This is a genomic window from Methylocystis rosea SV97, assembly GCF_000372845.1.
Classification (GTDB): Bacteria; Pseudomonadota; Alphaproteobacteria; order Rhizobiales; family Beijerinckiaceae; genus Methylocystis; species Methylocystis rosea.
Window position 1 is genome coordinate 162089 of the sequence record NZ_KB889964.1, and the last position, 23135, is coordinate 185223.

At 59.5% G+C, this 23135-nt stretch carries 12 protein-coding genes and 8 pseudogenes; 10 read left to right on the top strand and 10 right to left on the bottom strand.

Annotation, left to right across the window (positions count from 1 at the left end; genetic code table 11):
* Positions 1 to 29: 29 nt before the first annotated feature.
* From A3OO_RS0119785 to A3OO_RS24895, 6 genes and pseudogenes are all read right to left on the bottom strand, one after another.
* Positions 30 to 3191 (bottom strand): efflux RND transporter permease subunit, encoded by a 3162-nt coding sequence (locus A3OO_RS0119785; protein ID WP_018409582.1) that lies wholly within the window; start codon positions 3189 to 3191, stop codon positions 30 to 32.
* Positions 3188 to 4612 (bottom strand): efflux RND transporter periplasmic adaptor subunit, encoded by a 1425-nt coding sequence (locus A3OO_RS0119790; RefSeq protein WP_018409583.1) that lies wholly within the window; start codon positions 4610 to 4612, stop codon positions 3188 to 3190. The genes A3OO_RS0119785 and A3OO_RS0119790 overlap by 4 nt, the downstream gene beginning before the upstream one ends.
* On the bottom strand, positions 4609 to 5799 hold the full coding sequence (locus tag A3OO_RS0119795) for a TolC family protein (RefSeq protein ID WP_018409584.1): 1191 nt from the start codon (positions 5797 to 5799) through the stop codon (positions 4609 to 4611). Before A3OO_RS0119795 ends, A3OO_RS0119790 begins: the two co-directional genes overlap by 4 nt.
* Before the next feature lie 53 nt (positions 5800 to 5852).
* Entirely contained in the window at positions 5853 to 6254 is a 402-nt protein-coding gene (locus A3OO_RS0119800; protein WP_156825001.1) for a FixH family protein, read from the bottom strand.
* Between the two features lie 912 nt (positions 6255 to 7166).
* A pseudogene (locus A3OO_RS22325) lies at positions 7167 to 8188 on the bottom strand (IS110 family RNA-guided transposase).
* A 73-nt stretch (positions 8189 to 8261) separates the two neighbouring features.
* Positions 8262 to 9012, bottom strand: a pseudogene (locus tag A3OO_RS24895) (IS5 family transposase).
* Positions 9013 to 9407: 395 nt separating this feature from the next.
* Between A3OO_RS24895 and A3OO_RS24455 the strand changes: the two are divergent.
* A pseudogene (locus A3OO_RS24455) lies at positions 9408 to 9553 on the top strand (helix-turn-helix domain-containing protein); the annotation flags it as partial.
* A gap of 235 nt (positions 9554 to 9788) precedes the next feature.
* On the opposite strand, the gene tnpC reads toward A3OO_RS24455, so the two are convergent.
* Both tnpC and A3OO_RS0119825 read right to left on the bottom strand, forming a co-directional pair.
* The gene (gene tnpC / locus A3OO_RS22330) at positions 9789 to 10694 is read right to left on the bottom strand and encodes an IS66 family transposase (protein ID WP_342446769.1); all 906 of its coding nucleotides are present in this window, start codon (positions 10692 to 10694) and stop codon (positions 9789 to 9791) included.
* 364 nt (positions 10695 to 11058) lie between these two features.
* Positions 11059 to 12663, bottom strand: coding sequence for a SulP family inorganic anion transporter (locus A3OO_RS0119825; protein WP_342446770.1), 1605 nt, complete (start codon positions 12661 to 12663; stop codon positions 11059 to 11061).
* 426 nt (positions 12664 to 13089) lie between these two features.
* Between A3OO_RS0119825 and istA the strand changes: the two are divergent.
* The 7 genes and pseudogenes from istA to A3OO_RS24640 all read left to right on the top strand — a co-directional run.
* Positions 13090 to 14200, top strand: a pseudogene (gene istA / locus A3OO_RS24460) (IS21 family transposase); the annotation flags it as partial.
* A gap of 18 nt (positions 14201 to 14218) precedes the next feature.
* A complete protein-coding gene (locus A3OO_RS24120) occupies positions 14219 to 14656 on the top strand; it encodes a TniB family NTP-binding protein (RefSeq protein ID WP_245257256.1) in 438 nt (145 codons plus the stop codon).
* Positions 14653 to 15039, top strand: a pseudogene (locus A3OO_RS23290) (TniQ family protein); the annotation flags it as partial. The gene A3OO_RS24120 and the pseudogene A3OO_RS23290, both read left to right, overlap by 4 nt.
* 648 nt (positions 15040 to 15687) lie before the next feature.
* Positions 15688 to 16724: pseudogene (locus A3OO_RS22340) on the top strand (IS110 family RNA-guided transposase).
* A 586-nt stretch (positions 16725 to 17310) separates the two neighbouring features.
* A pseudogene (locus tag A3OO_RS22345) lies at positions 17311 to 17504 on the top strand (cold-shock protein).
* 913 nt (positions 17505 to 18417) lie between these two features.
* A pseudogene (locus A3OO_RS23295) lies at positions 18418 to 18657 on the top strand (DUF4167 domain-containing protein); the annotation flags it as partial.
* Between the two features lie 101 nt (positions 18658 to 18758).
* Positions 18759 to 18890, top strand: coding sequence for a hypothetical protein (locus tag A3OO_RS24640; RefSeq protein ID WP_018409595.1), 132 nt, complete (start codon positions 18759 to 18761; stop codon positions 18888 to 18890).
* Between the two features lie 1212 nt (positions 18891 to 20102).
* Here the strand turns inward: A3OO_RS24640 and A3OO_RS0119865 are convergent.
* Together A3OO_RS0119865 and A3OO_RS0119870 are read right to left on the bottom strand one after the other, a co-directional pair.
* Positions 20103 to 20450, bottom strand: a complete 348-nt coding sequence (locus tag A3OO_RS0119865) for a DUF3768 domain-containing protein (RefSeq protein WP_018409596.1) — start codon at positions 20448 to 20450, stop codon at positions 20103 to 20105.
* A 129-nt stretch (positions 20451 to 20579) separates the two neighbouring features.
* On the bottom strand, positions 20580 to 20957 hold the full coding sequence (locus A3OO_RS0119870; RefSeq protein WP_018409597.1) for a phasin family protein: 378 nt from the start codon (positions 20955 to 20957) through the stop codon (positions 20580 to 20582).
* 210 nt (positions 20958 to 21167) lie between these two features.
* On the opposite strand from A3OO_RS0119870, the gene A3OO_RS0119875 reads away from it, so the two are divergent.
* Together A3OO_RS0119875 and A3OO_RS22765 are read left to right on the top strand one after the other, a co-directional pair.
* A complete protein-coding gene (locus tag A3OO_RS0119875) occupies positions 21168 to 21428 on the top strand; it encodes a hypothetical protein (protein WP_018409598.1) in 261 nt (86 codons plus the stop codon).
* A gap of 478 nt (positions 21429 to 21906) precedes the next feature.
* Complete coding sequence (locus A3OO_RS22765) at positions 21907 to 22734, top strand: OmpA family protein (protein WP_026223187.1); 828 nt, start codon at positions 21907 to 21909, stop codon at positions 22732 to 22734.
* Positions 22735 to 23135: the final 401 nt, after the last annotated feature.

The window sequence follows — 23135 nt, forward strand, 5'->3', positions numbered from 1 at the left end:
TCCTCCTGTGAAGATTGTTGTGCATTGTTCTATGGAGCTGCGTGGATAGTTCCCCCCAACTCCTGCTTGACCTCTCCTTTTTGAGGCAGGCCAAACCCCTTGATCAGCGCATAGATCGCCGGAATGACAATGAGCGTCAGAGCCGTCGAAGACACCATCCCGCCAATCATCGGAACGGCGATACGCTGCATAACTTCTGATCCTGCGCCCGTGCTCCAGAGGATCGGCACGAGCCCCGCCATGATCGCGACAACCGTCATCATCTTCGGCCGCACGCGTTCGACAGCGCCGAGCATGATCGCCTCATGCAAATCGGCTTTCGTGAAAGCGGCGCGCGAGGCCTCGCGCGCAGCCTGAATTTCGCGCATGGCGTGATCGAGATAGATAAGCATGACGACGCCGGTTTCGGCGGCGACGCCGGCGAGCGCGATGAATCCCACCGCCACCGCGACGGACATGTTGAAGTTCAACCACCACATCAGCCACACGCCGCCGACCAGTGCGAAAGGCAGCGACAGCATGACAATCAATGTCTCGGTTAAGCGGCGGAAATTCAGATAGAGCAGCAGGAAAATGACGAGCAGCGTCAGGGGCACGACGATCCGCATGCGCGCGTCGGCGCGCTCCAGATATTCGAATTGGCCGCTCCACGTGACATAAGAACCGGGCGGGAACTCGATCGCTTCTGTGACCGATTTACGCGCTTCTGCGACATAGCCGCCAAGATCGCGGTCCCGAATATCGACGAAGATATAGACCGCGAGCTGGCCGTTTTCGGTGCGGATCGAAGTTGGACCACGAACGAGTTCCACCCTCGCCACCTCGCCGAGCGGAACCGTCCCGCCGCCCGGCATGGCGACCAGCACTTCGCTGGCGATCGCCCTCGGATCAGAACGAAAGTCGCGTGGATAGCGAATATTGACGCCATAGCGTTCACGCCCCTCGACGGTCGTGGTTATGGTCTCGCCGCCAAGAGCCGTCGCGATAACCTCTTGCAAGTCGCCGATCATGAGGCCGTAGCGCGCGAGCATCGCGCGGTCGGGAACAATATCCAGATAATAGCCGCCGATGACGCGTTCGGCGTAGGCGCTCGAAGTTCCGGGCACGCGCTTCAAGACGGCCTCGACTTGGCGCGCGAGCCCCTCCATTTGCGACAGGTCGCGGCCAAAAATCTTGACGCCGATCGGCGTTCTGATCCCCGTCGCCAGCATGTCGATCCTGTTTCGGATCGGCATGGTCCAGGCGTTCGACACGCCGGGGAATTGCAGCGCCGCATCCATTTCTGCAATGAGCTTGTCGATCGTTATTCCAGAACGCCACTGATCCTTCGGCTTCAACTGGATGACGGTCTCGGACATTTCGAGCGGCGCCGGGTCGGTCGCGGTGGAAGCGCGCCCAGCCTTGCCATAGGCGGACTGAACCTCGGGGAAGGATTTGATGATGCGGTCCTGCGTTTGCAGGAGTTCGGCGGCCTTGGTGACCGAGAGCCCCGGCAGCGTCGTCGGCATGTAAAGAAGCGCGCCCTCGTTGAGAGCGGGCATGAATTCGCTACCGAGCTGGCGGGCCGGAATGATGGTCAGCGCTAGCGCGCCCAGCGCCAGCAGAATAGTGGCGACTTTCGCTTTGAGCACCAGACGTATGATCGGCCGATAGAGCCAGATGAGTGCGCGATTAATGGGGTTCCTCGCCTCGGGAACAATTTTTCCGCGCACGAAGACGACCATCAGCGCCGGCACGAGCGTCACGGAAAGAAGCGCCGCCGCCGCCATAGCGAACGTCTTGGTGAAGGCGAGCGGGCTGAACAAACGCCCCTCTTGCGCTTCGAGCGTGAAGATCGGCAGGAACGAAACCGTAATGATCAACAGGCTGAAGAACAACGCGGGGCCAACCTCGGTCGCAGCATCGATCAATATCTCGATACGCCGCTTGTCGGGAAGCGCGCGCTCCAGATGCTTATGCGCGTTCTCAATCATAACGATGGCGGCGTCCACCATTGCGCCGATGGCGATGGCGATGCCGCCCAAACTCATGATGTTGGAGCCGATTCCCAGCGCCTTCATCGCGGCGAAAGCCATCAATACGCCAATGGGAAGCATGATGATGGCGACGAGTGCGCTGCGCACATGCATTAGAAAGACGACGCAGACGAGAGCGACAATGACGCCTTCTTCGACAAGTGTGCTCCTGAGCGTCTCGATGGCTGCATGAATGAGCTGGGAGCGGTCGTAAACCGAGACGATCTCAACGCCCTTGGGCAAGCTTGTCGCCATCTGCGCAAGGGTCGATTTGACATTGTCGATCACTGTGAGCGCATTGGCGCCATAACGCTGTAGCGCGATGCCGCTCGCAACCTCGCCCTCGCCATTGAGTTCGGTGACGCCACGCCGCTCGTCGGGGCCGAGCTCGACGCGCGCGACATCCTTCAGGAGAAGTGGTGTGCCGTTTTCGACGCGCAGGACAATACTTTCCAGGTCGCTCACGCTGCGCAGATAGCCTCGTCCACGCACAATGAATTCAAATTCGGAAAGTTCGACCGTGCGACCGCCGACATCGGTATTGCTGGCGCGGATGGCGCCGCGCACTTTCGACAGTGGAATGCCGAGCGCGCGTAGTCGGTTAGGATCGACAACGACATTATACTGCTTGACGAAACCGCCGACGCTCGCGATCTCAGCGACGCCTTCGGCCTTGGCGAGGCCGTAGCGGATCGTCCAGTCCTGGATCGAGCGCAATTCGGCGAGCGTCATATCCTTGGCGATGAGCGCATATTGATAGACCCAGCCGACGCCCGTCGCATCGGGACCAAGAACAGGCGTCACGCCCGCCGGCAATCTCTTACTCGCCGCGCTCAAATATTCGAGGACGCGCGAGCGCGCCCAATAAATATCGACGCCATCGTCGAAGATGACGTAGACGAAGGATACGCCGAAGAATGAAAATCCGCGCACCACTTTGGAGCGCGGAACGGTCAACATCGAAGTGGTGAGCGGATAAGTGACTTGATCCTCGACGACTTGCGGCGCCTGGCCCGGATATTCCGTATAAACGATCGCTTGCACATCGGAGAGATCGGGAATGGCGTCAAGTGGCAGTGTGCGCAAGGCATAGACGCCCCCTGCGACCGCGAAGGCAGCGCCCACGAATATGAGCAAAAGGTTGCGCGCCGACCAGGCGATGAGACGGGCGATCACTTGCCCGCCTCCCCTTGGTCGAGGGCTCGTAACGCCGCCTTCAAATTGCTTTCGGCGTCGATGAGGAAGTTTGCGGCCGTAACCACGCGTTCGTTTTCGCTCACGCCGCTCTTGATTTCGACGAAGCCTTCGCCGCGCCGGCCGATCTTGACTTCGCGCGGCTCGAATCGCCCTTCGCCCTTGTCGACAATCGCCACTTGCCGCTTACCGGTGTCGATGACGGCGCTTTCTGGCGCCGTTAGCACCTTCTCGTTTCCGCCGGCTGCGATCTCGACGTCGGCATACATTTCTCCCCGCAGCAACCCGTCGGGGTTCGGCAGTTCGATTCTGACGCGCGCCGTTCGTGTCTCCATATTGAGATGGGGATAAATCAGAGCGACCTGCCCCTTGAAGGCTCGATCTGGGTAAGCCCGTGGCCGCACGTCGACCTTTTGTCCGGGCTGGATCAAGGCGATGTCCCGCTCGGCGATGTCAGCCAGAACCCAAACTAGGGAATGATCGACGATGCGAAACAGCATGTCCCCTGGCGCGGCGCGCATGCCGTTAGTCGCCGCCCGCTCCAGGACATGGCCGTCTTGCGGCGCGGGCCATGCAATCACACGTGGAACGCTGCGGGCGCGCCCGATCACAGCGATGGCGCTTTCGTCGAGGCCGAGATTGACGAGCCGCCGCTTGGCTCCCTCCAGACGCTGGGCGTCGATCCCGCCGCCACGCCGCATGTTGAGGACGGCGACATATTCGGCGGCTGCGCTCGAAAGATTCGGCCCATACACGCGCATCAGCGTCTGGCCCTTGCGAACGTAATCGCCCTCCGCAAACTTCCCGACCGACTCGATGAAGCCTTCGAAGCGCAGGGAGACGATCGAGATACGTCGCGGGTCGAAGTCGATCCTGCCCGTCGCTCGAACAGGGACGCTCAGCGTCCGGCGTTGGACGGGTTCGGAGCGAACGCCGGTCTTTTGTAGTTTTCCGGGGCTGATCGTGATGGTCGCGCCGTTCTCCGCCTCGTCCTCGTAGACGGGAATGTAATCCATTCCCATCTCGTCCTTCTTGGGAACGGGCGATGTGTCAGGCAGGCCCATTGGATGGCGATAGAAGCGCACGCGTCGCTCGCCGCCTCTCTTGGCGGCGCCTGCAGGAGGCTTTTCCTCGAAACTCACATCCTCGCTGGCGCGCACCGGCAGATAATCTTTGCCTGCCGATGTCTTCTTGGGAGTCGAGGAATAGGCTGGGCGACCGTCGGGATCCCTGTAGTAAATGATCCGGCCTGTCGTTGCAGGCGCCTTGCCCGAGATACCAGGCCCGGCGTCGCCCAGCGTTCCTGTAGGTGTGACCCATTTGAAACGTCCCTCGACCAACCAAGCGAGGCTGGCCGCGACGACCGCAAAGCCCAAAAGAATAATGATGTGACGGCGAGTCATAGTGAGCCTCCCGCCAGACGTTCAAGCTCAGCGTATCGGGCTTGCTCTTCGACTCTAAGCTTAAGGATTTCGAGTTCGATCGCTTGCACGCGTCGTTCAGCTTCCAGAGACGTCGTCAAGTCGGCGGCTCCGGCTGCAAAGCCGCTTCGTGCCGTCTCTACCGACAGGCGCGCCGGATTGAGCTGGCGTTGTTCGACAATGCGGATCGCCTTGCGCACCGCTTCCAATCCGAACCATGCCTCGGCGACATCGCCGTCGAGCCGGATTCGGATGGCGTCGTAGCGCATCTGGGCGGCGCCGAGTCGTGAACTGGCGGCGCGCTGTTCGGCGTCCTTTGCCTCATATTGCAGCGGGACTTTGAAATTAAGCATGAATTGCCCGGTGTTGTCGCCGGTGGGACGCTGCACAAAGGTTGCTCCAACGGTAACGTTTGGGTAGTAATTCAGGTCCGTGAGCTCTTTAGTTCCGGTCGCCGCGCGGACCTGCGCGTTGGTCGTGGCGAGGGCTGGATTGGCGGCTCTCGCGAGCTCCTGAACACTGACGAGCATCAGCTTTGTCTTCAGCGGCCGAAACCCTCTGGGAATAGCGAGCGGCTCTTGCGAGCCGCGACCGATCAAGGCGTTTAAGCGAGCGGACGCCGACTTTGCCTCGCCTTGACGGCGTACGACCTCTGTTTCAGCCGTCGCCGCCTCGATCTCGGCCTTGATCACTTCCTGCTGGTCGACGGAGCTTGCGCCATACCGCAAGCGCAACAAGCCGAGAATTTCATCGAGCCGGCGCTTCAATCCAGCCGAGAGGTCGATTGCCCGAGACGCAGCGGCGTATTGCGCATAAGCGGTTTTGACGCGGGCGATCAAATCTGTGGCGACGGCGCGACTCTGATGCCTCGCAGCGTCGGCGTCGGCTTCTGCGACGCCGCGCTCCAGGTCGAGTTTGCCCCAAAGTTTGAATTCCTGTTCGAAGCCGATCCAACGTTGGCCGACGCCGCGTCCATTCACGTCCCACGCCTGCAGCGTTACCGTCGGATCGGCGAGCACGCCAGCCGCGCCCACTCTATGCGCTGCCGCATCGGCATCCAGCGCGGCCGCAGCCAGTTCGGGGCTTAGCTGCTTCGCAAGCGCGACAACGCTTTCGACGGAGGCGCCGGGCAAGTTTCGTTCAGTCGCCGAAAGCGATGTTGAGCCCATCAATATCGCCGCCGACCCTACAAATGAGATGGCGCGAAGGCGCGGCCCTCGACTCATGGCGCCACCTTTAGAATTAGCCGGCTCTGGAGCGTGCCGCTCTCGCCCTGCACCTTTGCAGCGAGCGATATCCGCCACGTTCCCGCATCAGTCAGATCGACCTGGAAGCGATAAACTCCGGGATCGGGGCTTGGCGCCGGTTCGATCATGCTGGTCATCGACTCCATGCCATCTGGAGCCATGTCGAGACGCGTCGCGAAGATCACCGCGTTCGGCGCCGGCTTGTCGTCGGGCTTATGGACGAGACTCACCGATACGATCGCTTGCCCCGTCTTGAATTGCGCTTCGACGAGTCGGAATTCGTAGTCGTTGATGTTGGCGCGAGCGCGCGGCGCTGAGCTCAAGATGGCAACCGCGACCAGCGCGAATAAGCGCGCCTTGCCCGAGGTCACGAGCATCATCAGATTCTCTCCGTATCGCATTAATGCGCATGGTCGTCGGGCGGATCGCAGAGCTGCGCTCAATCCCGATAAGGGACATCATCGCGGCTCGCGCGATCGATGCGACAACGGCGCTGGTTCTTGCGGGAAGGGGAGCCTGGAATCGATCTCCCGTCGGGCTAGCCGGCGACCGCTTGAAGTCGCGCCAAATCTGCTCCCGGCGCTACCGTGAGCGAGATTGGTCTTTCGGCTTTAGACGATTGGAGGTCGGAGAGCTGGCGGGCTTCGTAATCCGCCGCGCTCAATGTCGTCGGAGGGAATTAGCGACGGCGCACACACCCAAAGAACGGCATCAACGAATGGTTGAAACTGCGGAAGCGCCGCTTGACTTGGTCCGCACAGGATCTCAGCGCAGACGGGGAGTGCTGCGCCGTCATCGGCGTGGTGGCCGGGACAATCGTCCATGCCCATTTCAATGCAGGCATGGTTCATCTTCGCGGCAAAAGCTCCGCCCGCCCCAGCTAAAGCTGTAGTGAGAATAACCGCAGAGATCAAAAGGCGAAGGCAGCGGAGCATTTCTCCACTCTGTCAGCCACAAACTGCCGTGGCAAGCGCCGCGCCCCAATTCATTTTTTTGATCCGCCGCCCTAGGGTCCAGACTCATAACCATCTGTGGACGCCCCTTTGGACGCAAGGCATTTTTTCGGAACCCACGGCGCGTAGTTGGGTGCTGACATCTGTCCGGCCTCGAATGCGGCCGCACAGACGCCGCAGGCCCATATGGAAGTTCGCGGATCAGCTCCAAATCAGAAGCGCGTGCTTGGAGCACTTGGTTATGAACTGGCTGACTGACCCCGTCTCACCGACTGATGCGCCATATTTTCCGTTCGACCACCCTACGTCCTCGACGACCTCGCAGCGTACGACTGCTTACGCCGCCGCTGGAGCCTGATAGATTCCACCCTTCGCTAAGAGCGCCCAGATTTGCGAGCCGTTTTGTTCGCAGCAGCGACCGTGACCAGCATCCGCGGCTTGCGAGCCAACATCCGATTGAGCCACGGGCTCGATGCGGCGCTCCGTCTGCAAGCCTGGCGAACAACGGCGCTTGCCCCAATGATGAGCAACCGACGTATTGTTCGCTCACCCATTTTTGAGGTCGCGCCGAGCCGGGTCTTACCGCCTGTGGATCTTTGAAGAGGCGTGAGGCCAAGCCAGGCCGCGAAGTCGCGTCCGCGCTTGAACGACTCTGCCTGCGGCGCTAGCGCTGCAATCGCCGCCGCCGTGATCGGTCCGACACCTGGAACCGTCGTCAGCCGACGAGCTACCGGATCTTCTTTTGCGCGACGAACAATTTCGGCATCGAGCACGGCGATGTTTTCTTTCAGAGAGGCCAGCGATCGGATTAGAACTTCGAGCATCAACCTCGCACCGTTTGGCAGAGCGTTGGTTCGGTCTTTGACAAAGGCGATCAGCGTTTCGACGTGCGTCATCCCTTTGGGCGCGATGCATCCGTACTCCGCCAAGTGGCCACGTAAGGCGTTCACGCATTGCGTACGCTGACGCACCAGAAGGTCACGGGCTCGAAAGACGACCGAGCTCGCTTGCTGCGCTTCGTCTTTGACCGCGACGAACCGCATGTATGGCCGCTGCGCCGCCTCACAGATGGCCTCGGCGTCGGCTGCGTCATTCTTCTGCCGCTTCACGAAGGGCTTTACATACGCAGGGGGTATCAAACGGACGGTGTGGCCCAACTTTCTGATCTCCCGTCCCCAATGATGGGCTCCGCCACATGCTTCCAACGCCACGAGGCAAGACGGCTGAGTCACAAAAAACTCGATGAGCTTCCGTCGGGCAATTTTCTTTCGAAACACCACGCGCCCTAAGGCGTCAACTCCATGAGCTTGAAAGACGTTCTTCGCGATATCCAAGCCGATCATGCTAACCTCTCCCACGGACGCCTCCTCAAAAAGGTGTTCTCAACACCGCCACTTTGGCACAGTGATGCCGCCGGGGGCGTCCACCCCATCAATAGCTGATTGTCGCCGCGATGCAGACGGCTGCGAGAAAGTTAGTCGCGCTTCGATCGTAGCGCGTGGCGATGCGCCTGAAGTCCTTCAACCGGCAGAACATGCGCTCGATGGCGTTTCGGTTTCGGTAAAGGAAAGGCGAGAAGCAGTTCTTCCATTTGCGATTGGCCTTGGGCGGGATGTTCGGCATCACGCCGGCATTCTCGACCTGCCGGCGGATGACGTCGCTGTCGTAACCTTTGTCGCCATGCAGGATGTCACAAGCGGGCATCTTCGACAGAAGCTCTGCGCCAGCGGTGCAATCGGCGACATTGCCGCCCGTGAGCATGAAGGCGACGGGTCGCATTGAGCGTCTGTCAGCGCATGGATTTTGGTCGTGCGTCCGCCGCGCGATCGACCGATCGCCTGGGCGCGCTCCCCCCTTTGCCGCCACTGGCGGAGCGATGCGCCTTGACCGCGGAGGAGTCGATGAGAAGCTGCGGCGGCGGGCCGCCAGCTTGCGCGAGCGCTTGGAAGAGATTGACCCACACGCCCTTGGCCGCCCACCGGACATAACGGTTGTAGAGCGTCTTCCGCGGCCCGTATTCCGCCGGCGCGTCGATCCAGCGCCCGCCGGATTTCAGCACGTGGACAATCCCGCTGATCACGCGCCGATCGTCGACCCGCGCCTTGCCCCTCGTGTCAGTGGGGAGGTGCGGCGCAATCTTCGCAAACTGGGCGTCGGTCAGCCAAAAACGGTCGGGAATCATGGGCGCTTCCTTTCGGAAGCTGTGAATCACGACGTCGCGCTCAAGCCAACAACTTTATGGGTCCGAGCCCTAGGGAAGACTATGAGCTATAGCGGAATCTGGGTGATGACGGCGTGAGGAAGGCGGCGTAACGGGGTTAGTGACCAAACCTGCCCGAACCTCCCCAAGGAGCGTTACGCCATGACTGACAACGCCCGCGCGATTGCCTGCGCGACGGCAGCCAATTATTTGGCGGATATCCCCGCGACAGTGACTCGCGATCCAGAGTCGCGATATGTATAAGTTTCGACTTAATCTGACGGACGGTTGTTTTTGCCACGCGTGGGAGCCGTGGCGGGGGCGGAGTTGGTCGGGGCAGCGCAGCCCCCGCCACGGCGTCTCCAGGAGACACCGAAATGACCCTGGAACAGAAAATCATCCGCCAAGGCAGGCCTGCTCGAGCTGGCCAAGCAGCTTGGCAACGTCAGCCAGGCTTGCAAAATCATGGGTTAGCCGCGACAGCTTTTATCGCTTCAAGGACCTTTATGACAAAGGCGGCGAACTGGTTCAGGTGCCAGACGGATCAGCCGCCGCATTAGCTGAGTATAAATAAGCGAAGCTTCAAATGGATGAGCGGATGAGCTCGATGGCAAGCGCTTGCAGAAGCGGCGAGCGTTGGAGCCGTACCACTTGTACACGCGCTGCTCGCGCTCTGAATTGCTTAGCACGAGCTCTTTGGATTTGCAGTGCTGCTTTGGCATTCAGAAAGGTAAGCGTGATCGGACGACCACGGGTGGCTAAGCGGCGATGGCTTGAGGCGCGGCTTTCTCCCATTTCCAAGGGAGCAGTTCGTCAAGCTTTGAGATCGGGTGATCGGCGATGCGGGCGATGACCTCCGCAAGCCAGGTTTCCGGATCGATTCCGTTGAAGCGCGCCGTTTCGATCAGCGTATACATGATCGCGGCTCGACGTCCGCCGTCGTCGGAGCCGGCAAATAGGTAATTCTTTCTGCCCAAAGTAAGGGGTCTGATGGCGCGTTCGGCGGCGTTGTTCGACATTTCGAGACGTCCGTCATCGACGTAGCGAGTCAAAGCCGTCCAGCGGGAGGTCGCATAGCGGATGGCTTTGGCGAAGTCGCTCTTGCCGCTGATCTTCGCCAGCGTCGCATCAAAGAACACGCGCAGTTCATCCAGAAGGGGATTTGCCCGCTCGCGGCGCGCGGCGACGCGCTCGGCCGGCGATCTACCCTTAATGTCGGCCTCGATGGCGAAGAGCCGCGCGATCATGTCGAGCGACTGTGCCGCCGCCGGTGATTTTGTCTCCACATGCACGTCGTAGATTTTGCGCCTGGCATGCGCCCAGCACGCGACCTCTTTGAACGGCGCCGGCTCGCCCGTTTTTGGATCGGCCTCATAGAGGCCGCCCAAGCCGGTATAACCGTCCGCGTGCAGGTGGCCGCGGCAATCTTTCAGCAAGGCACGGGCATGCTCCGCCTTGCGGTCCGCCGAGTAGAGATAGAAGGCCGCCGGGGGCGCCGTCGACCCGTAGGGCCTCTCATCGCGCACCACGGTCCATAATCGGCCTCGATCACGCTTACTCAGAAAGAACAGCGTCGAGGGAACCAGAATCAAAGCAGTTGAGCACAACAAGCAATCCGGATGCGTGCTGCTCCGCGCCTTGCGACAAACAGGGTCAGGAGCCAAGCGCAGCGCCGTGTTTCGCCAGTCCAGAATTTCAGGGCCAGTTTGCAGAACTTACTCCAACGGGCACGCGCGGGCCGCTTGAGCTCTGGAGCAACAGCGCCCCTCCGCTTGAGCTCGCTCGAAGAGCTCGAAGAGTAGGGCTCGACGATTACTCAGCGCGCCATGTCGCGAAATTTCGTGCGCGCTTCTTAACGTGCGCGTTTCTTAATATGGCGCACCTATCCAAAAATAATATCGCATCTAAGACGCCGTGTTCATGGAAGGCGTTAAAATAGAAGATCTATCATGATGGCCACATTTGAACGCTCACCGGTCTGATCTCGGCGCGGCGCAATCTGTCGCCGCGACGGTGCGACCTGCTCGCTTACGGCGCGCGCCAGGCGTGCAGCTGGAAGACGCCGTGCAGAGCGCCCCAGTCGAGGATCAGTTCGCCTCCCGCGGTCTGGCGTTGCTGTTCCCATTTGACCAGCAGATCCAGGCAGGCGTGGTCGATGAAGGTCAACTCGTGCAGATGCACATGCACATGCGCGTTTGCCGGCAGTTTCTCCAGGGCCGCGGCCAGTTGCGGCAAACGTATGAAGGAGGCGGCGCCTTTGAGACGAATCTCGGTGACGCCGGCTTCCTTGTCCTCGTCGATCCGGATTTCGAGGTGGGAGAAGCTGTACATCAGTCTGGCGAAAGCCAGACCTATTCCCAGCATGATACCGGTCAGCAGGTCCAGTCCGACGACGCTGGCGAGCGTTATGACGTAAATGGCGGCTTCCCCCCGGTCCTGGTCCCAAAGAATTTTGGCGAATTGCAGCTTGGCCAGCTTGACGCCGGTATAAACCAGCACCGCCGCCAGACCGGCGACCGGGATCATGCCCAGGACGCCCGGAAGCAGCGCCACGAACAGCAATAGCCAAACTCCGTGCAGGAAGGCGGACATTCGGGTACGGCCGCCCGCCATGATATTGGCCGACGTGCGGACAATGACGCCCGTGATCGGGATCACGCCCATGAGGCCGCAGAGAACATTGCCGGTTCCTTGCGCCATCAGCTCGCGGTTGTAGTTTGTGCGCTCGGCATGGCGCTGCATCGAATCCGACGCTGTGGCGGTGAGCAGCGACTCCGCGCTAGCGACGAAGGCCAGGGACAGTCCCGCCAGCCAGATCGCGCCCTCGCCCAGCCGGCTGAACCCGGCCATCGTCGGCCAACTGACCGCGTGCAGCAATTGCTCGGGTACCGGAACGTATTTCATGTCCAATTCTTGATGCCATGCAGCGGCGGTGGCGACGGCGACGCCGATGAGCGGCGCCGGCAGCAGCTTGAGCTTCTTGGGCGCGAACAGGGTCCACAGCGTCACCGTGGCGATGGTCAGCAGGCCGATCAGCGCCGCGGGACGATGGACCGGTTCCGTAACGCCTTTCCATACAGCTTGCGGCAGCGACCAGAGATTGATGACGCCGCCGAATTCCTTGCCGGTGCCCGGCGGCAGATCGTCCACCATGACGTGGAATTGCGAGGCGAAGATCAGGATTCCGATTCCCGCCAGCATCCCCTGGATCAGGGCGGGCGAAACGGCGCGGAACACTGGACCCAGGCGAAGCAGGCCGGTCGCCAATTGCATCAGGCCGCCCAGCAAGACGATGAGTCCCAGCGTCTCGAAACCATGCTCCTGGATGAACAGGGCGACCATCACCGCCAAGCCGGCCGCTGGTCCGCTCACCTGTAGCGGACTGCCGGACAAGGGCCCCACCACGAGGCCGCCGATGATGGCGGTGATGAGGCCCACCGAAGCCGCTTTGTCGATTGGAACGCCTGACGCGATGGCGATACCCAAGGAGAGCGGCAGGGCCACCAGGAACACCACGACGGAAGCGAGAACGTCCTCTTTCCACGAATGACGAAGCGTGGCGATGAATGAAGCTTGCGTTTTCACTGTTTGCTCCCGCGCATCAGGTTGCGACGCTTGCGCCCTCGTCTCCACCAGCGAACTAAAAATACTGCGAAGGTCGGTCCTGCGTCTCGTCCTCTGGTCTACCTGAGAGTGCGCTGACCGGCGAGCTGGCCTTCGCCATCGCCAAGCACGCCTTTGTTGAATTTCTGACGATTCCGGCTCCTGTCATCGCCGGTTTTCTGTTTCTGGCCTCGGGGATGATCGTCCTTGACGAGGCCCGCCAATGGGGGGACAACCCAGGGTGGCCTGTTCAGCGACGCTCAAGCCGCACGCGATTTTCTCGGCGTGATCGCAGAGGGTGCGAACTTGCTCCTGAGCGACTTCCGCTTGGACCCGCCGGAGTGTGTTTAGGCGTGCAATTTTGACCCCCTAAGCCGGGGGATCGGCGTCCAAAATTGACCCCCATCTGAACTGTTTGCAGGTCTGCCCGCTTTGGCATTGAGCGGGCGGTGGGGGATGCTTGTTGTGGAGACGATTGGCCGGATCCGGCGGGAGCATTTCCAGAAGGGCAAGTCGATCAAGGAGATTGCCCGTGATCTGAAGATATCGCGCAACACGGTTCGCAAGGTTCTGCGATCAGGCGAGACGTCGTTTTCCTACGAGCGGGAGATTCAGCCGCGTCCCAAGCTCGGCGCCTGGAAGACTGAGATCGACCGAGTGCTTGCGGCGAACGCAACGAAGCCGGCGCGCGAGCGGTTGACGCTGATCCGTGTGTTCGAAGAACTGCGGGCGCTTGGCTATGACGGCGGCTACGACGCGGTGCGGCGTTACGCGCGGAGTTGGGCGCGAGACCATGCAAGCGAGACGGCGAGCGCCTTTGTGCCGCTGAGCTTTGCGCCGGGCGAGGCTTACCAGTTGATTGGAGCCACGAGATCGTTCTGATGAACGGCGTGACCATGACCGTGAAGGTCGCGCATCTGCGGCTCTGTCACAGCCGGATGTTTATCGCCCGAGCCTATCCGCGCGAGACACAGGAGATGGTTTTCGACGCGCATGAGCGTGCCTTTGCCTTCTTCAAGGGCGCCTGCGGCCGGGGGTCTACGACAACATGAAGACGGCGGTCGAAACGATCTTCGTTGGCAAGGACCGGCAATATAATCGCCGCATTCTGCAAATGTGCTCGCACCATCTCGTCGAGCCTGTAGCCTGCACGCCGGCGTCGGGCTGGGAGAAGGGACAGGTCGAAAATCAGGTCGGCCTCGTGCGCGAGCGCTTCTTCACGCCGCGTCTGCGGTTCAAGACCTTCGACGAACTGAATGCGTGGCTGATGGATAAATGCATCGCCTACGCCAAGGCGCACGCCCATCCGGAGCGCGCCGACAGAACCGTCTGGGAGGTCTTCGAGGAGGAGCGCCCCCGGCTCATTCCCTATCGCGGACGCTTCGACGGATTCCACGCGCTGCCGGCTTCCGTGTCGAAGACGTGCCTGGTCCGCTTCGACAACAACAAATACTCGGTGAACGCCGGCGCTGTCGGCCGCCCGGTCGAGATCCACGCCTACGCCGATCGCATCGTCATTCGGCAGGATGGCAGGATTGTCGCGGAACACGCCCGCTGCTTCGGGCGCCGGCGTCCAAGTGTTGGTTTGGACGAGATCCATAATGTTCTCGCCGCCTCCTGGCGCGACCAGCGCGTCGTTTTCAACACGCTGCGCTATTTGAGCAACGAACTGAAACTGTCTCTGGTTTGTTTTGGGATCATGGAAGCGCGCCAAGCGATCAATGGCGACGTTCAATTGGCGCGACGCTTCGACTCCATCTCGTTACCGCGGTGGATAGCGGACAAAGAGTTCGAGCAACTCGTTCTCGCCATCGTGCGAAACCTGCCACTGAAGGAACCGAGCGTTCTGACGGCGAAAGGCTTGCGCCGCATTCTGTTGGTCAGCGGTGGAGTCAGCGCACGGATATTCCGCATGCTCAATGACGTGGCGATCGAAGCCATCGAAACTGGGGTCGAACGGATCACCGACGAAGCGCTGGAACGATACAAACCTGTGGGGGAGGACGAGGCCGCTTTCCAATGATCGACGACGAAGACGATGCTTATAGGCCGTTGCCAGTGGTGCTGAGGCCGGTCGACGACGAGCTGCTCTCGTCGTGGTTGGCGAGGCACGCGGCCTACTATGGGGTGTCGAAGCCGTTTTTCGCCAAATGGCTGATGCCCGGCACACGCAATCTCTCGCTTCTCGACTATCGGCTGGGGTTAGCGCAGGTCGCGCGATTATCTGAAAAACTCCGATGCGATCCGATCGCGCTGATCGAGATGACGTTCATTGAGACGCCAGCAGGTTCCGCCGAATTAATTTGCCGCAACAGAGCGCCGCAGATTTGCCGACCCTGCGCAGACCGGCACGCGCGCGACGGAGCGTCCGGCGTGGTCCCGAAGCATTGGCGGAAGGCCTGGCGCATCACCTGCCCCGCTTGCGGCGCGCCTTTATCGGATACAAGCGAGCGCCCCGATACTGGCGAAACACTGCAGGACACGAGCCCCTTCGCTGATGTGTGGAAGGAAGCTGTTGCCGGCGAGGCGATCGTCGAGTTTTTCCTTCGTGGCGATAACTCGTTCGATTATTCGCCGATCGCGCTCATGCGCGCGCTGCTCGTGCATACGTGGCGGCCATGCGGTGCGAATGGCCGTGAACCTGCGGCCGGATGGGCGCTTGGCGCGATCTTTCCCAAATTCGACAATCTCGCGCGGCCAATCAAACGCAGGATCAATCATGCGGCTGTTGCCGCTCTTCCTATCTCGTTCCGCCCGGCGCTTTTGGCTGGCATCTCGCGAGCGATCGCCAATCCCGCCATCCTCAACGCGGTTCGAGATGAGACGATCCTGCGAGGGCGAAGCACATTCGAGCGCCTATGCGAGACAGCTCGTCTCGAAGCTCAAGCCGCGAGGGAAATTCGGAATCGAATATCTCAAGCCAAGATGGCTCCCGACAGAGGAAGATGGGGTATGCCGGCGCCGTTTCCCCAGACGATGTTGAGGACTGCGCGCTCCCGGCTGATGCTAAACTCGACGGGATTGCAACAGGCTTACGCAGTGGAGAAGAGCAGCATGAAATATTTTGCTGGTCTGGACGTCTCGGTCAAAGAGAACTCGATTTGCATCGTGGATGAAGCGGGCAAGATTTGCAGTGAATGCAAAGCGCCAAGCTATCCTGAAGATCTGGTTGGCGCTCTCAAGAATCCCAAATGGCGACTTGAACGCATTGGCTTGGAAGCGGGCCCGTTGTCGCAATGGTTGTTCAGTGGCTTGGCTGGGGCGGGATTGCCAGCGATCTGTATTGAAACGCGCCACACGAAGGCTTTCCTGCAAGCGCAGGTGAACAAGAGTGATCGCAACGACGCGCGCGGCATAGCTCAAATGATGCGGGTCAATCTGATTTGCCATGTACACGTAAAAACGCTGACTAGCCAAAAGCGCCGGGCCCTTCTCACCGCACGCAAGCTTTTGCAGGAAAACGCTGTAGCCTTCGAAAACGAAATACGCGGGTTGTTACGCAATTTTGGACTCAAGGTCGGCGTCGTCGCAGTAGGAAATTTCGACGAGCGCATCCGTGAGCTCGTCGCCGATGCACCTGAGCTTATCGAAATTATGGAACCGTTGCTGACCGCGCGACAGAAGCTTCGCGAGTCTTTCACCACGCTCCATCGAAAATTACTGGCAATCGTCCGCGACGATGCAGTTTGCAGACGGTTGGTGACGATCCCCGGGGTTGGGCCTGTCGTGTCTCTGGCGTTCAGCGCCACCATCGACATTCCCGCCCGCTTTAAGAACTCGAAAGCTGTCGGTCCATCATTGGGATTGACGCCCCGATTGCACCAATCTGGCGAAAGCTGCCGGATTGCGGCGTTTCTCTATGCGGAGACGCAATGATGAGTTCGCTTCTCTACGAGGCCGCACAAGTCATGATGACCCGCGTGAGAAAATGGTCATGGCTAAAGGCCTGGGCAATGAACGTCGCCAAACGACGCGGGCGTCAAAAGGCGATTGTCGCGCTGGCGCGCCGATTAGCTGTCATCATGCACCGGATGTGGGTCGACGGCTCCGTCTTCCGCTGGACGAACAAGGTCCCTTCGGCGGCCGCGTAGACTGAATTTGGAGCCCCCGGCCTTCAAAAAGGAGAGGTAGCCATAGGAGTTCGGCCGATAGGCGGAAAGATGTCCTTCGCGGGACGATGGATGAGGTGAGTTCGCAAATGGGTCTTGTGCCAATCGCGCATAGCGCAATCAGGACGCGAGGAAGGAAGATTGAGCCACCTTGTTCTACTGATCCCATCCTGGGAGAGCCAGACGGCTTATCCCGAAGAGAAGCGCGGACCCGCGAATGTCATCAACCGTCAACGTCGGAGAAGCTGAGCGGATGCACGCGCTTGACTCCCAAGGGCCGAATAGAGAGGACCCGGATAGTTGCACTGTCCTATCTCCCCAATCGGATTCGAAAGGCGGGGGTCATGGGGGGCATCGGACGGATACCTTCATACAGCAGCGCTTGTATTTCAAGGGGTGGGTGCTTACGTACGAAAAATCGAGTTTTCGGCCGAACGAATGCGCAATCGCGCCAGTTCTGGCGTTGCCGCTCACGACTTCTCTCCTGAACATCGATATGCAGGGTACGGCGTGTTGCCGGCGCTTGATTGCTTGTTCTTGGAAAGGACATGTCATGTAGACCGGTACCGTGAAACTGTTCAACCCGCAAAGAGGTTTCGGATTCAGCCGAAATCAGGTGGCGCCGACGTTTTCGTTCATATCAGCGCGGTTGAGCGCGCAGGGCTTAGCGACCTCGCCGAGGGGCAGAAGCTTGCATTCGAGGTCACCGCTGACGGCCGGCGCGGCAAGTCATCGGCGGATCGCTTGACGGTCGCGGCTTGAACCGAAGACAAAGAAGACAAATGTGAGAAAAGGAGAAAGTTATGGGAGCGATTCTCGAGTTGACAAGTTACGCTGCGACTCCGATCGGCATGATCGCAGTGGTCGCAATTGGCGCAGTTGCCTACTTCGCGGCGCGTTGGGTTTTGATCGACTGAAGTAAAGACGCTGATTGCGCGCCGACCAGCGGCGCAAGCAGATCAGTTTTCGCGAGAGCGTTCATCGCGCTTTTGCGACGACTGCCAGAAAGAAGCACATGCAACCCTTTTTCGAAGCGGTTATCTCGCTCGCGATTGCCCGAGCAGAGTTTCAATTTCAATAGTGAATCAGACGCTTCAGCGAGTTAACGCCACCACACAATTTCGGAAAGCTCGTCGAGCGCAAGCGCATATCATTCGACGTCTGAACTTCAGATAGGAATTATAGCCGATTTGGCGTTACGCTGCAGAGAGTGGCGGCATACATATTTCCGATATCGAAAAACGCAAACAGAGAGAACGCTGATTCTCAGGAGATTTGACCAAAACATGCGCAGCCTCTGGGAAAGATCAAACACTTTACCCACGTCCAACTGCGCATCCGAGCGGCACAACGCAGCCGTGGGCGGGCGGCATGAAGAATCAGCGGTGACGCGAACCGTTGAACAAGCCATTAGAAAATGCCTCGTTTGCCGATCGTCGTTTCTTAGCGCCTGGGCGGGTGAGCGCATCTGCCGGCGGTGCAAAGACACTGCCGCGTGGCGAAGCGGTGCTATCAAATGACCGCGCAAACGCCCCAATAAATCTTCATGGATCTGATCGTAGGCCTTAGACCCGCATCCTGGATCAAAGGCGATCAACCGGGGCAATATCGACATTCGTATGCCGGACCTCTGATTATTCGCAGATCAACGACCGCAACGGACTTAGGAGTAATCATGCAAAACGGCACGCATAGAGGTACTAAAATTGGTGGACACGGTTCGGCCGTCGGACCATTTTCGGGTCGATCAGAAGCGTCAGATCAGAAGCGAGGCAGACTCGCAGGCATTCGGTTTATCGACGCCAAAGGAAGCTATGAACGCTATTTGGCGCTCGCGCGCGCCGCCAGATCGACCGGCGATGCAACCGAAATCGAGAACTATTTGCAGCACGCAGAGCATTACTTCAGGCTGCTGAGGGAACAGGCGGTTTGAAGGCCTTCGCTAGAGAAGACTATTTCCTTGCGAGGCTCTCGGTATATGCGGCGACAGAATCGGACTTTTCCGGAGTCAGCATAATGTTTGGCATTGTCGGGTGCGAAGCGCGGATAAAAACTTTGATCGTGAGTTCGTTCGTCGAAGGCAGGCGGCTGATGCCCACGAAATTCGGCGCGCTGGATTTCGGACTTAGGGCGCCGAAACAGGTCTAATCTGATGACATGCGTTGCACACCGTCTCGGCGAGATGCCGGGCAACTGATGGATTAGCCGATCGCGCGTGGGCAGAAAGTAAGAACGCTCCCGCGGCAATAAGGTCGTCGTCGCCGTGATTTTTCGCGATCAGCCTGTCACGCTGCGCTTAAATGCGATAATCCAAGATTCGTATATTTCAATAGCTTAAGCATGTACCTAATTTGATAGCGTGCGTCTAATTTGATAATCTGGACGCGTTTGCTGCGCTTAATTTGATAATGGCAAACTGTCATATTTGCTGAACTCCTTATGCGAATAGCGCTGATAGCTTGAAAATGATTCTCAAATAAGCTGCAGTAACACGCGTGAACCAGCGCATTCTTGCATTTACGTGCAACTTGACACAGTTACCCCGGCCCTTACAGGCGGCGGGCGGCCTCTTATGTTCGGCGGGTGACGCCGTCGGCGTCATGGTATTTGAAGGTGGATCTATGCGAACAGAACATGCGATCAACGCTGACGCTCGCGCTATAGTTGATGTCTAGACGCCGCCCTGCAGCGTGAGCAGGACGGCCTTGCGGTCGTTGACGCTGCAGACCTAGCCGCGGCGATCGATGCTTCGCACGGACTTATTGGCGACGTTATCGATCGACGCCGTGTGAAGTTTAATCGGACGGTGTCTTAACGCTTCGCCTATTCGGTTTTCCCGAAGGCTCCTTGTCAGAAGAGACGGAGTGGAAAACGCTCGTGTCTTTCGTAGCAAGCTTAAGCAGAGTCGCGCAATGCTAGAAACGCGTCTTTCCCGAGATGCCGGCTATGTCGGGCAGACGCTCGGTGCGCCCTGTTGCACTTCGCTTCGCGGGCGGCCGCCGACAAGCGTTCAGTGATGCGGCAAAACCCGAACACCGATCGGAAACGTTCCGTCAAAGACGGCGTAACAGGACGCTCCCCACACAACAGCATATGGTTTGCCTCGGTCAATTCCGCTATTTGTCACAGCTATTCTGGACGGATCGACGACGATCAGATGCTGGCTGTCGGCTCGACAATGAGCACTCCCTGATGACGAAATGCGTCGTTGAGCTCTGCGATGGTGCTCATACGAAAGTAACGTGAGTGCGGATAAGGCCGACCTCTTCCGGGGCGGCCTGGGGCGTGGGAAATTGAAGGCGCGCGCGGAAATAAGAAGAGAGCCCCGCTCATTGCGGGGCTGCAGTTTTTCACCATGGCTCAATACTCTTCGGCGAGGATGACGGTCAGGACGCGAGTCGTCTTCGTCGGATCGGCGGGGTCTTCCGAGCCGAATTCGAGATTCGGATCGTAGTAGTCGATCTTCCAGAAGAACCGCTGGCCGCCGAGTTCAAACGAGCCGAAGTCGTGTTCGCCGTGCGGGTCATTCTCTTCCGAGAAATCGTTGAAGGTGCGCGTCTCGCGGATCGCCATCATCTTAATGTCGGGCGGCAAGGCGTCCACGCCTGCCGTCAGCACAAATGTCCCAAGCTTCGGATCGACGCTCTTGCGGAGCGAGTCATTGAGTTCACGGATGCGCGCACGCGCATCATTGTCAGTGTGCGACACGGGCTCCTCCCCGCAATCGACGCGCGCTAGTCGTGCGCCGAAGCATGGGGAAGAGGCTGCAATAAGACCTCTTGCTATTTTACGCCCATCCGGACACCCGGCGAGGCGGATACAGATAACTGTCTGAGATCAATTAAACGGATCAGTGTACGGCGCTTTCGATGGGGGAGCGGTTACTGGTGGGTGTGCAGCCCTCACGACGTTGGTGGGCTTGAAGGCTTCCTTGGCGAGGCTCGAATACATCTCGACGATCTTGGTGGCTTCCCCGACGAAATCCTCATAGGCTGATTTGGCGAAATCCGACTGCAACTGAATCGCCTCGTCGATTTTTTTTACGCAGAGCAGCTTCTCGAGCAGCACGCGGCCGTTCTCGAAGGACTTCTTCGAATATTCCATCCTTTCGGTCGCAATGGCCTGCAACGCCTTCACCGTTGAGGCGTTCGCCGCGTTAACGGCCTCGAACTGATTTGAGAACTGCGTCTGCATCTCGTTGAAGTTGGGTGACATCTGGTGTCCTTTTGGCCCTGCGCGCCTGGGTGATTCCGGTCGCTGCGCCTCTTTTGTACGTAGTGTGCGCTGCACAGCATTCCTATTGCGGCGCAAAAATAAAGACGGTGCAACAGGCTAAGCCGAGAGCGGAGAAATGGGCGGTGGTTGAATCCTGGGAGGGGAGCGTGACGCAAGCGTGGGTGTGGAGCCAATACAAGGGAGGGCATCGTGCAAGATGAGATTTCTCACGCTTGGGTGTGGAGTGAGTACAAGGGAGAGCTGCCGCAATCCGCTGATGAGCGCCGACTGGCTGAGCGGACGGCGCTGACGGTTTTCGCGGGCGCAGGGCAACGCGCGATATATGTCGCCGTCGGACTCGCGACCGGGATACTCGTCGTCGCGTGGTTGATGTGGCTCTTTTCGCCCGGCCCCGCGGCGCGGGACAAGACCGATGCAGCAAACTCGCACGTGGAAACGGTACCGCCATAGAGCGGAGCCGGCGGCGCACTCGTGAGCAAGGGCCGTTGGCCGTGCCGGCGTGTGTGACGGTATAGATGATCGTGTGCGCGCCGGGCACGCTGGTGTCGACCGAGACGGCGGTGGTGGTTGCGCCGCCGAGTAGTGTGACAATGCCGAGATTGCGGTGCCGACGCTGACGGTGTTCGTCACGTTCGCATATTCCCGCTACCATGTCGCTTACGACATCGTCTCCAGGATTAGAACAGCATGCCGGCACGGTACAGGAGCGAGCCGACCCACAATACGAGCGCCAGGTAGTAGAGTGCCCAGCCCTCAGCCGGCGGAAACCAGCGCGAGATGGTGCGGAAGTGCCGCAGGTACCAATCGCGCCCGAAGCGCACCACGACGTTGGCGCTGACCGCGTCGATGAGAAGGAGTAGAAGACGATCGCTTCGATGTTCATCGGATCAACTCCCGCGCTTGTGGCTCTAGATAGAGCATAGGCGTGATGCCGGTCACTGAAGGAAACTCTGGCGTGGCTTTTCCGAATGTCGGGGCTGTGAGATCGACGATGGGCGCGAGGGGAGAAGAAGAGCACGAAGCCCGGGATACGGCCGTGCCGCAGGCGTGGGTATGGAGCCAGTACAGAGGAAAAATCCCGCCATCCGAGGGAGAGTATGGGTCGGCAGCTGAAGAGGACCCGATGCTCTTCGAGGAAAAAGGCCTTCATCCCTTCGCGACGGCCCTGGGCCTCGCGGCCGCCGTCGGCATCATCATGGTATTGGTGTGGCTGTTCACGCCTCAAGTTCTATCGAGCCTTACCATCGGCTCTACTTCGAAGACAAATGACCTTGAGTCTCTGTCCGTCCTTGGAGAGAATTCCTCCGAGAAAGCGTCAGCGCCGCCGCCGAAAAGCGAAGCTGCTGCCACTGCAAATCCAAAGACTGTTGCGGCTCCAGACTTTGAGACCAAACTCCGCTCGTTCCTAGAACACGGACCCGGGAAGGAAGCCTCGTTCGATCTCGGTCGGGTCGCGTTCGATCTGGGCGGAGCGACGCTTACAGCGACGGCGCACGAAGAACTGCAACGACTTGCGGGGATATTGAGGGAATATCCGGGGACGCACACTGTGATCGGCGTGCACAGTGATGTTGGTGGCAGCGCCAGCGAAATCGCGCGGCTGTCCGCGCAACGCGCCAAGACAGTCCAGAGAGAGTTGACGCACGTCGGTATCAGACATTCATTCGTTGCAGTGGCGGGCGAGGGGAGAGCCTCCCTGCGCGCATCGACAACTGCACGGCCAGGCTGTGTCTGGATCTATGTCAGGAAGAAATGATTGTCCTTAGGCTTAGCGTTCGATGAACCGCGCACTTTGATATGAAGGGGGCGCAGCCCCAGTCAGAGCCCATGCCACACCGGCGACGCGGGTTCCGGCTTCCGCGCTGCTGTTACCTCATCCTAAAATTGAGTTCTGATCCATGCGAACTCTGGATGCGCCGAGATGATGTGCTGCCACCAACTAAGGTCGTCTCTCAATATTGGGGAGCGGTCATTGAGCCTGATTTGAAAGGCTTTGGGTTGGTACTTTAGCGCATCGATGATCGCGCCTACCGTCTGTGCACCCATCCCGGCTCGCAGCGAGTTGATTTCTTCGATGTGAAGCTCGGGCGGCGAACGCCGCATAAAAGAACCGCCGCGGCCGGCACCTCATTTTCTGGGCCGCGCCACGACGGAAAC

Coding starts and splice junctions, on each gene's coding strand:
- A3OO_RS0119790 (WP_018409583.1), bottom strand. CDS start 4,612: ATGACTCGCCGTCACATCATTATTCTTTTGGGCTTTGCGGTCGTCGCG.
- A3OO_RS24640 (WP_018409595.1), top strand. CDS start 18,759: ATGTTTGGCATTGTCGGGTGCGAAGCGCGGATAAAAACTTTGATCGTG.
- A3OO_RS0119795 (WP_018409584.1), bottom strand. CDS start 5,799: ATGGGCTCAACATCGCTTTCGGCGACTGAACGAAACTTGCCCGGCGCC.
- A3OO_RS22765 (WP_026223187.1), top strand. CDS start 21,907: ATGCCGGTCACTGAAGGAAACTCTGGCGTGGCTTTTCCGAATGTCGGG.
- A3OO_RS0119800 (WP_156825001.1), bottom strand. CDS start 6,254: ATGCTCGTGACCTCGGGCAAGGCGCGCTTATTCGCGCTGGTCGCGGTT.
- A3OO_RS0119870 (WP_018409597.1), bottom strand. CDS start 20,957: ATGTCACCCAACTTCAACGAGATGCAGACGCAGTTCTCAAATCAGTTC.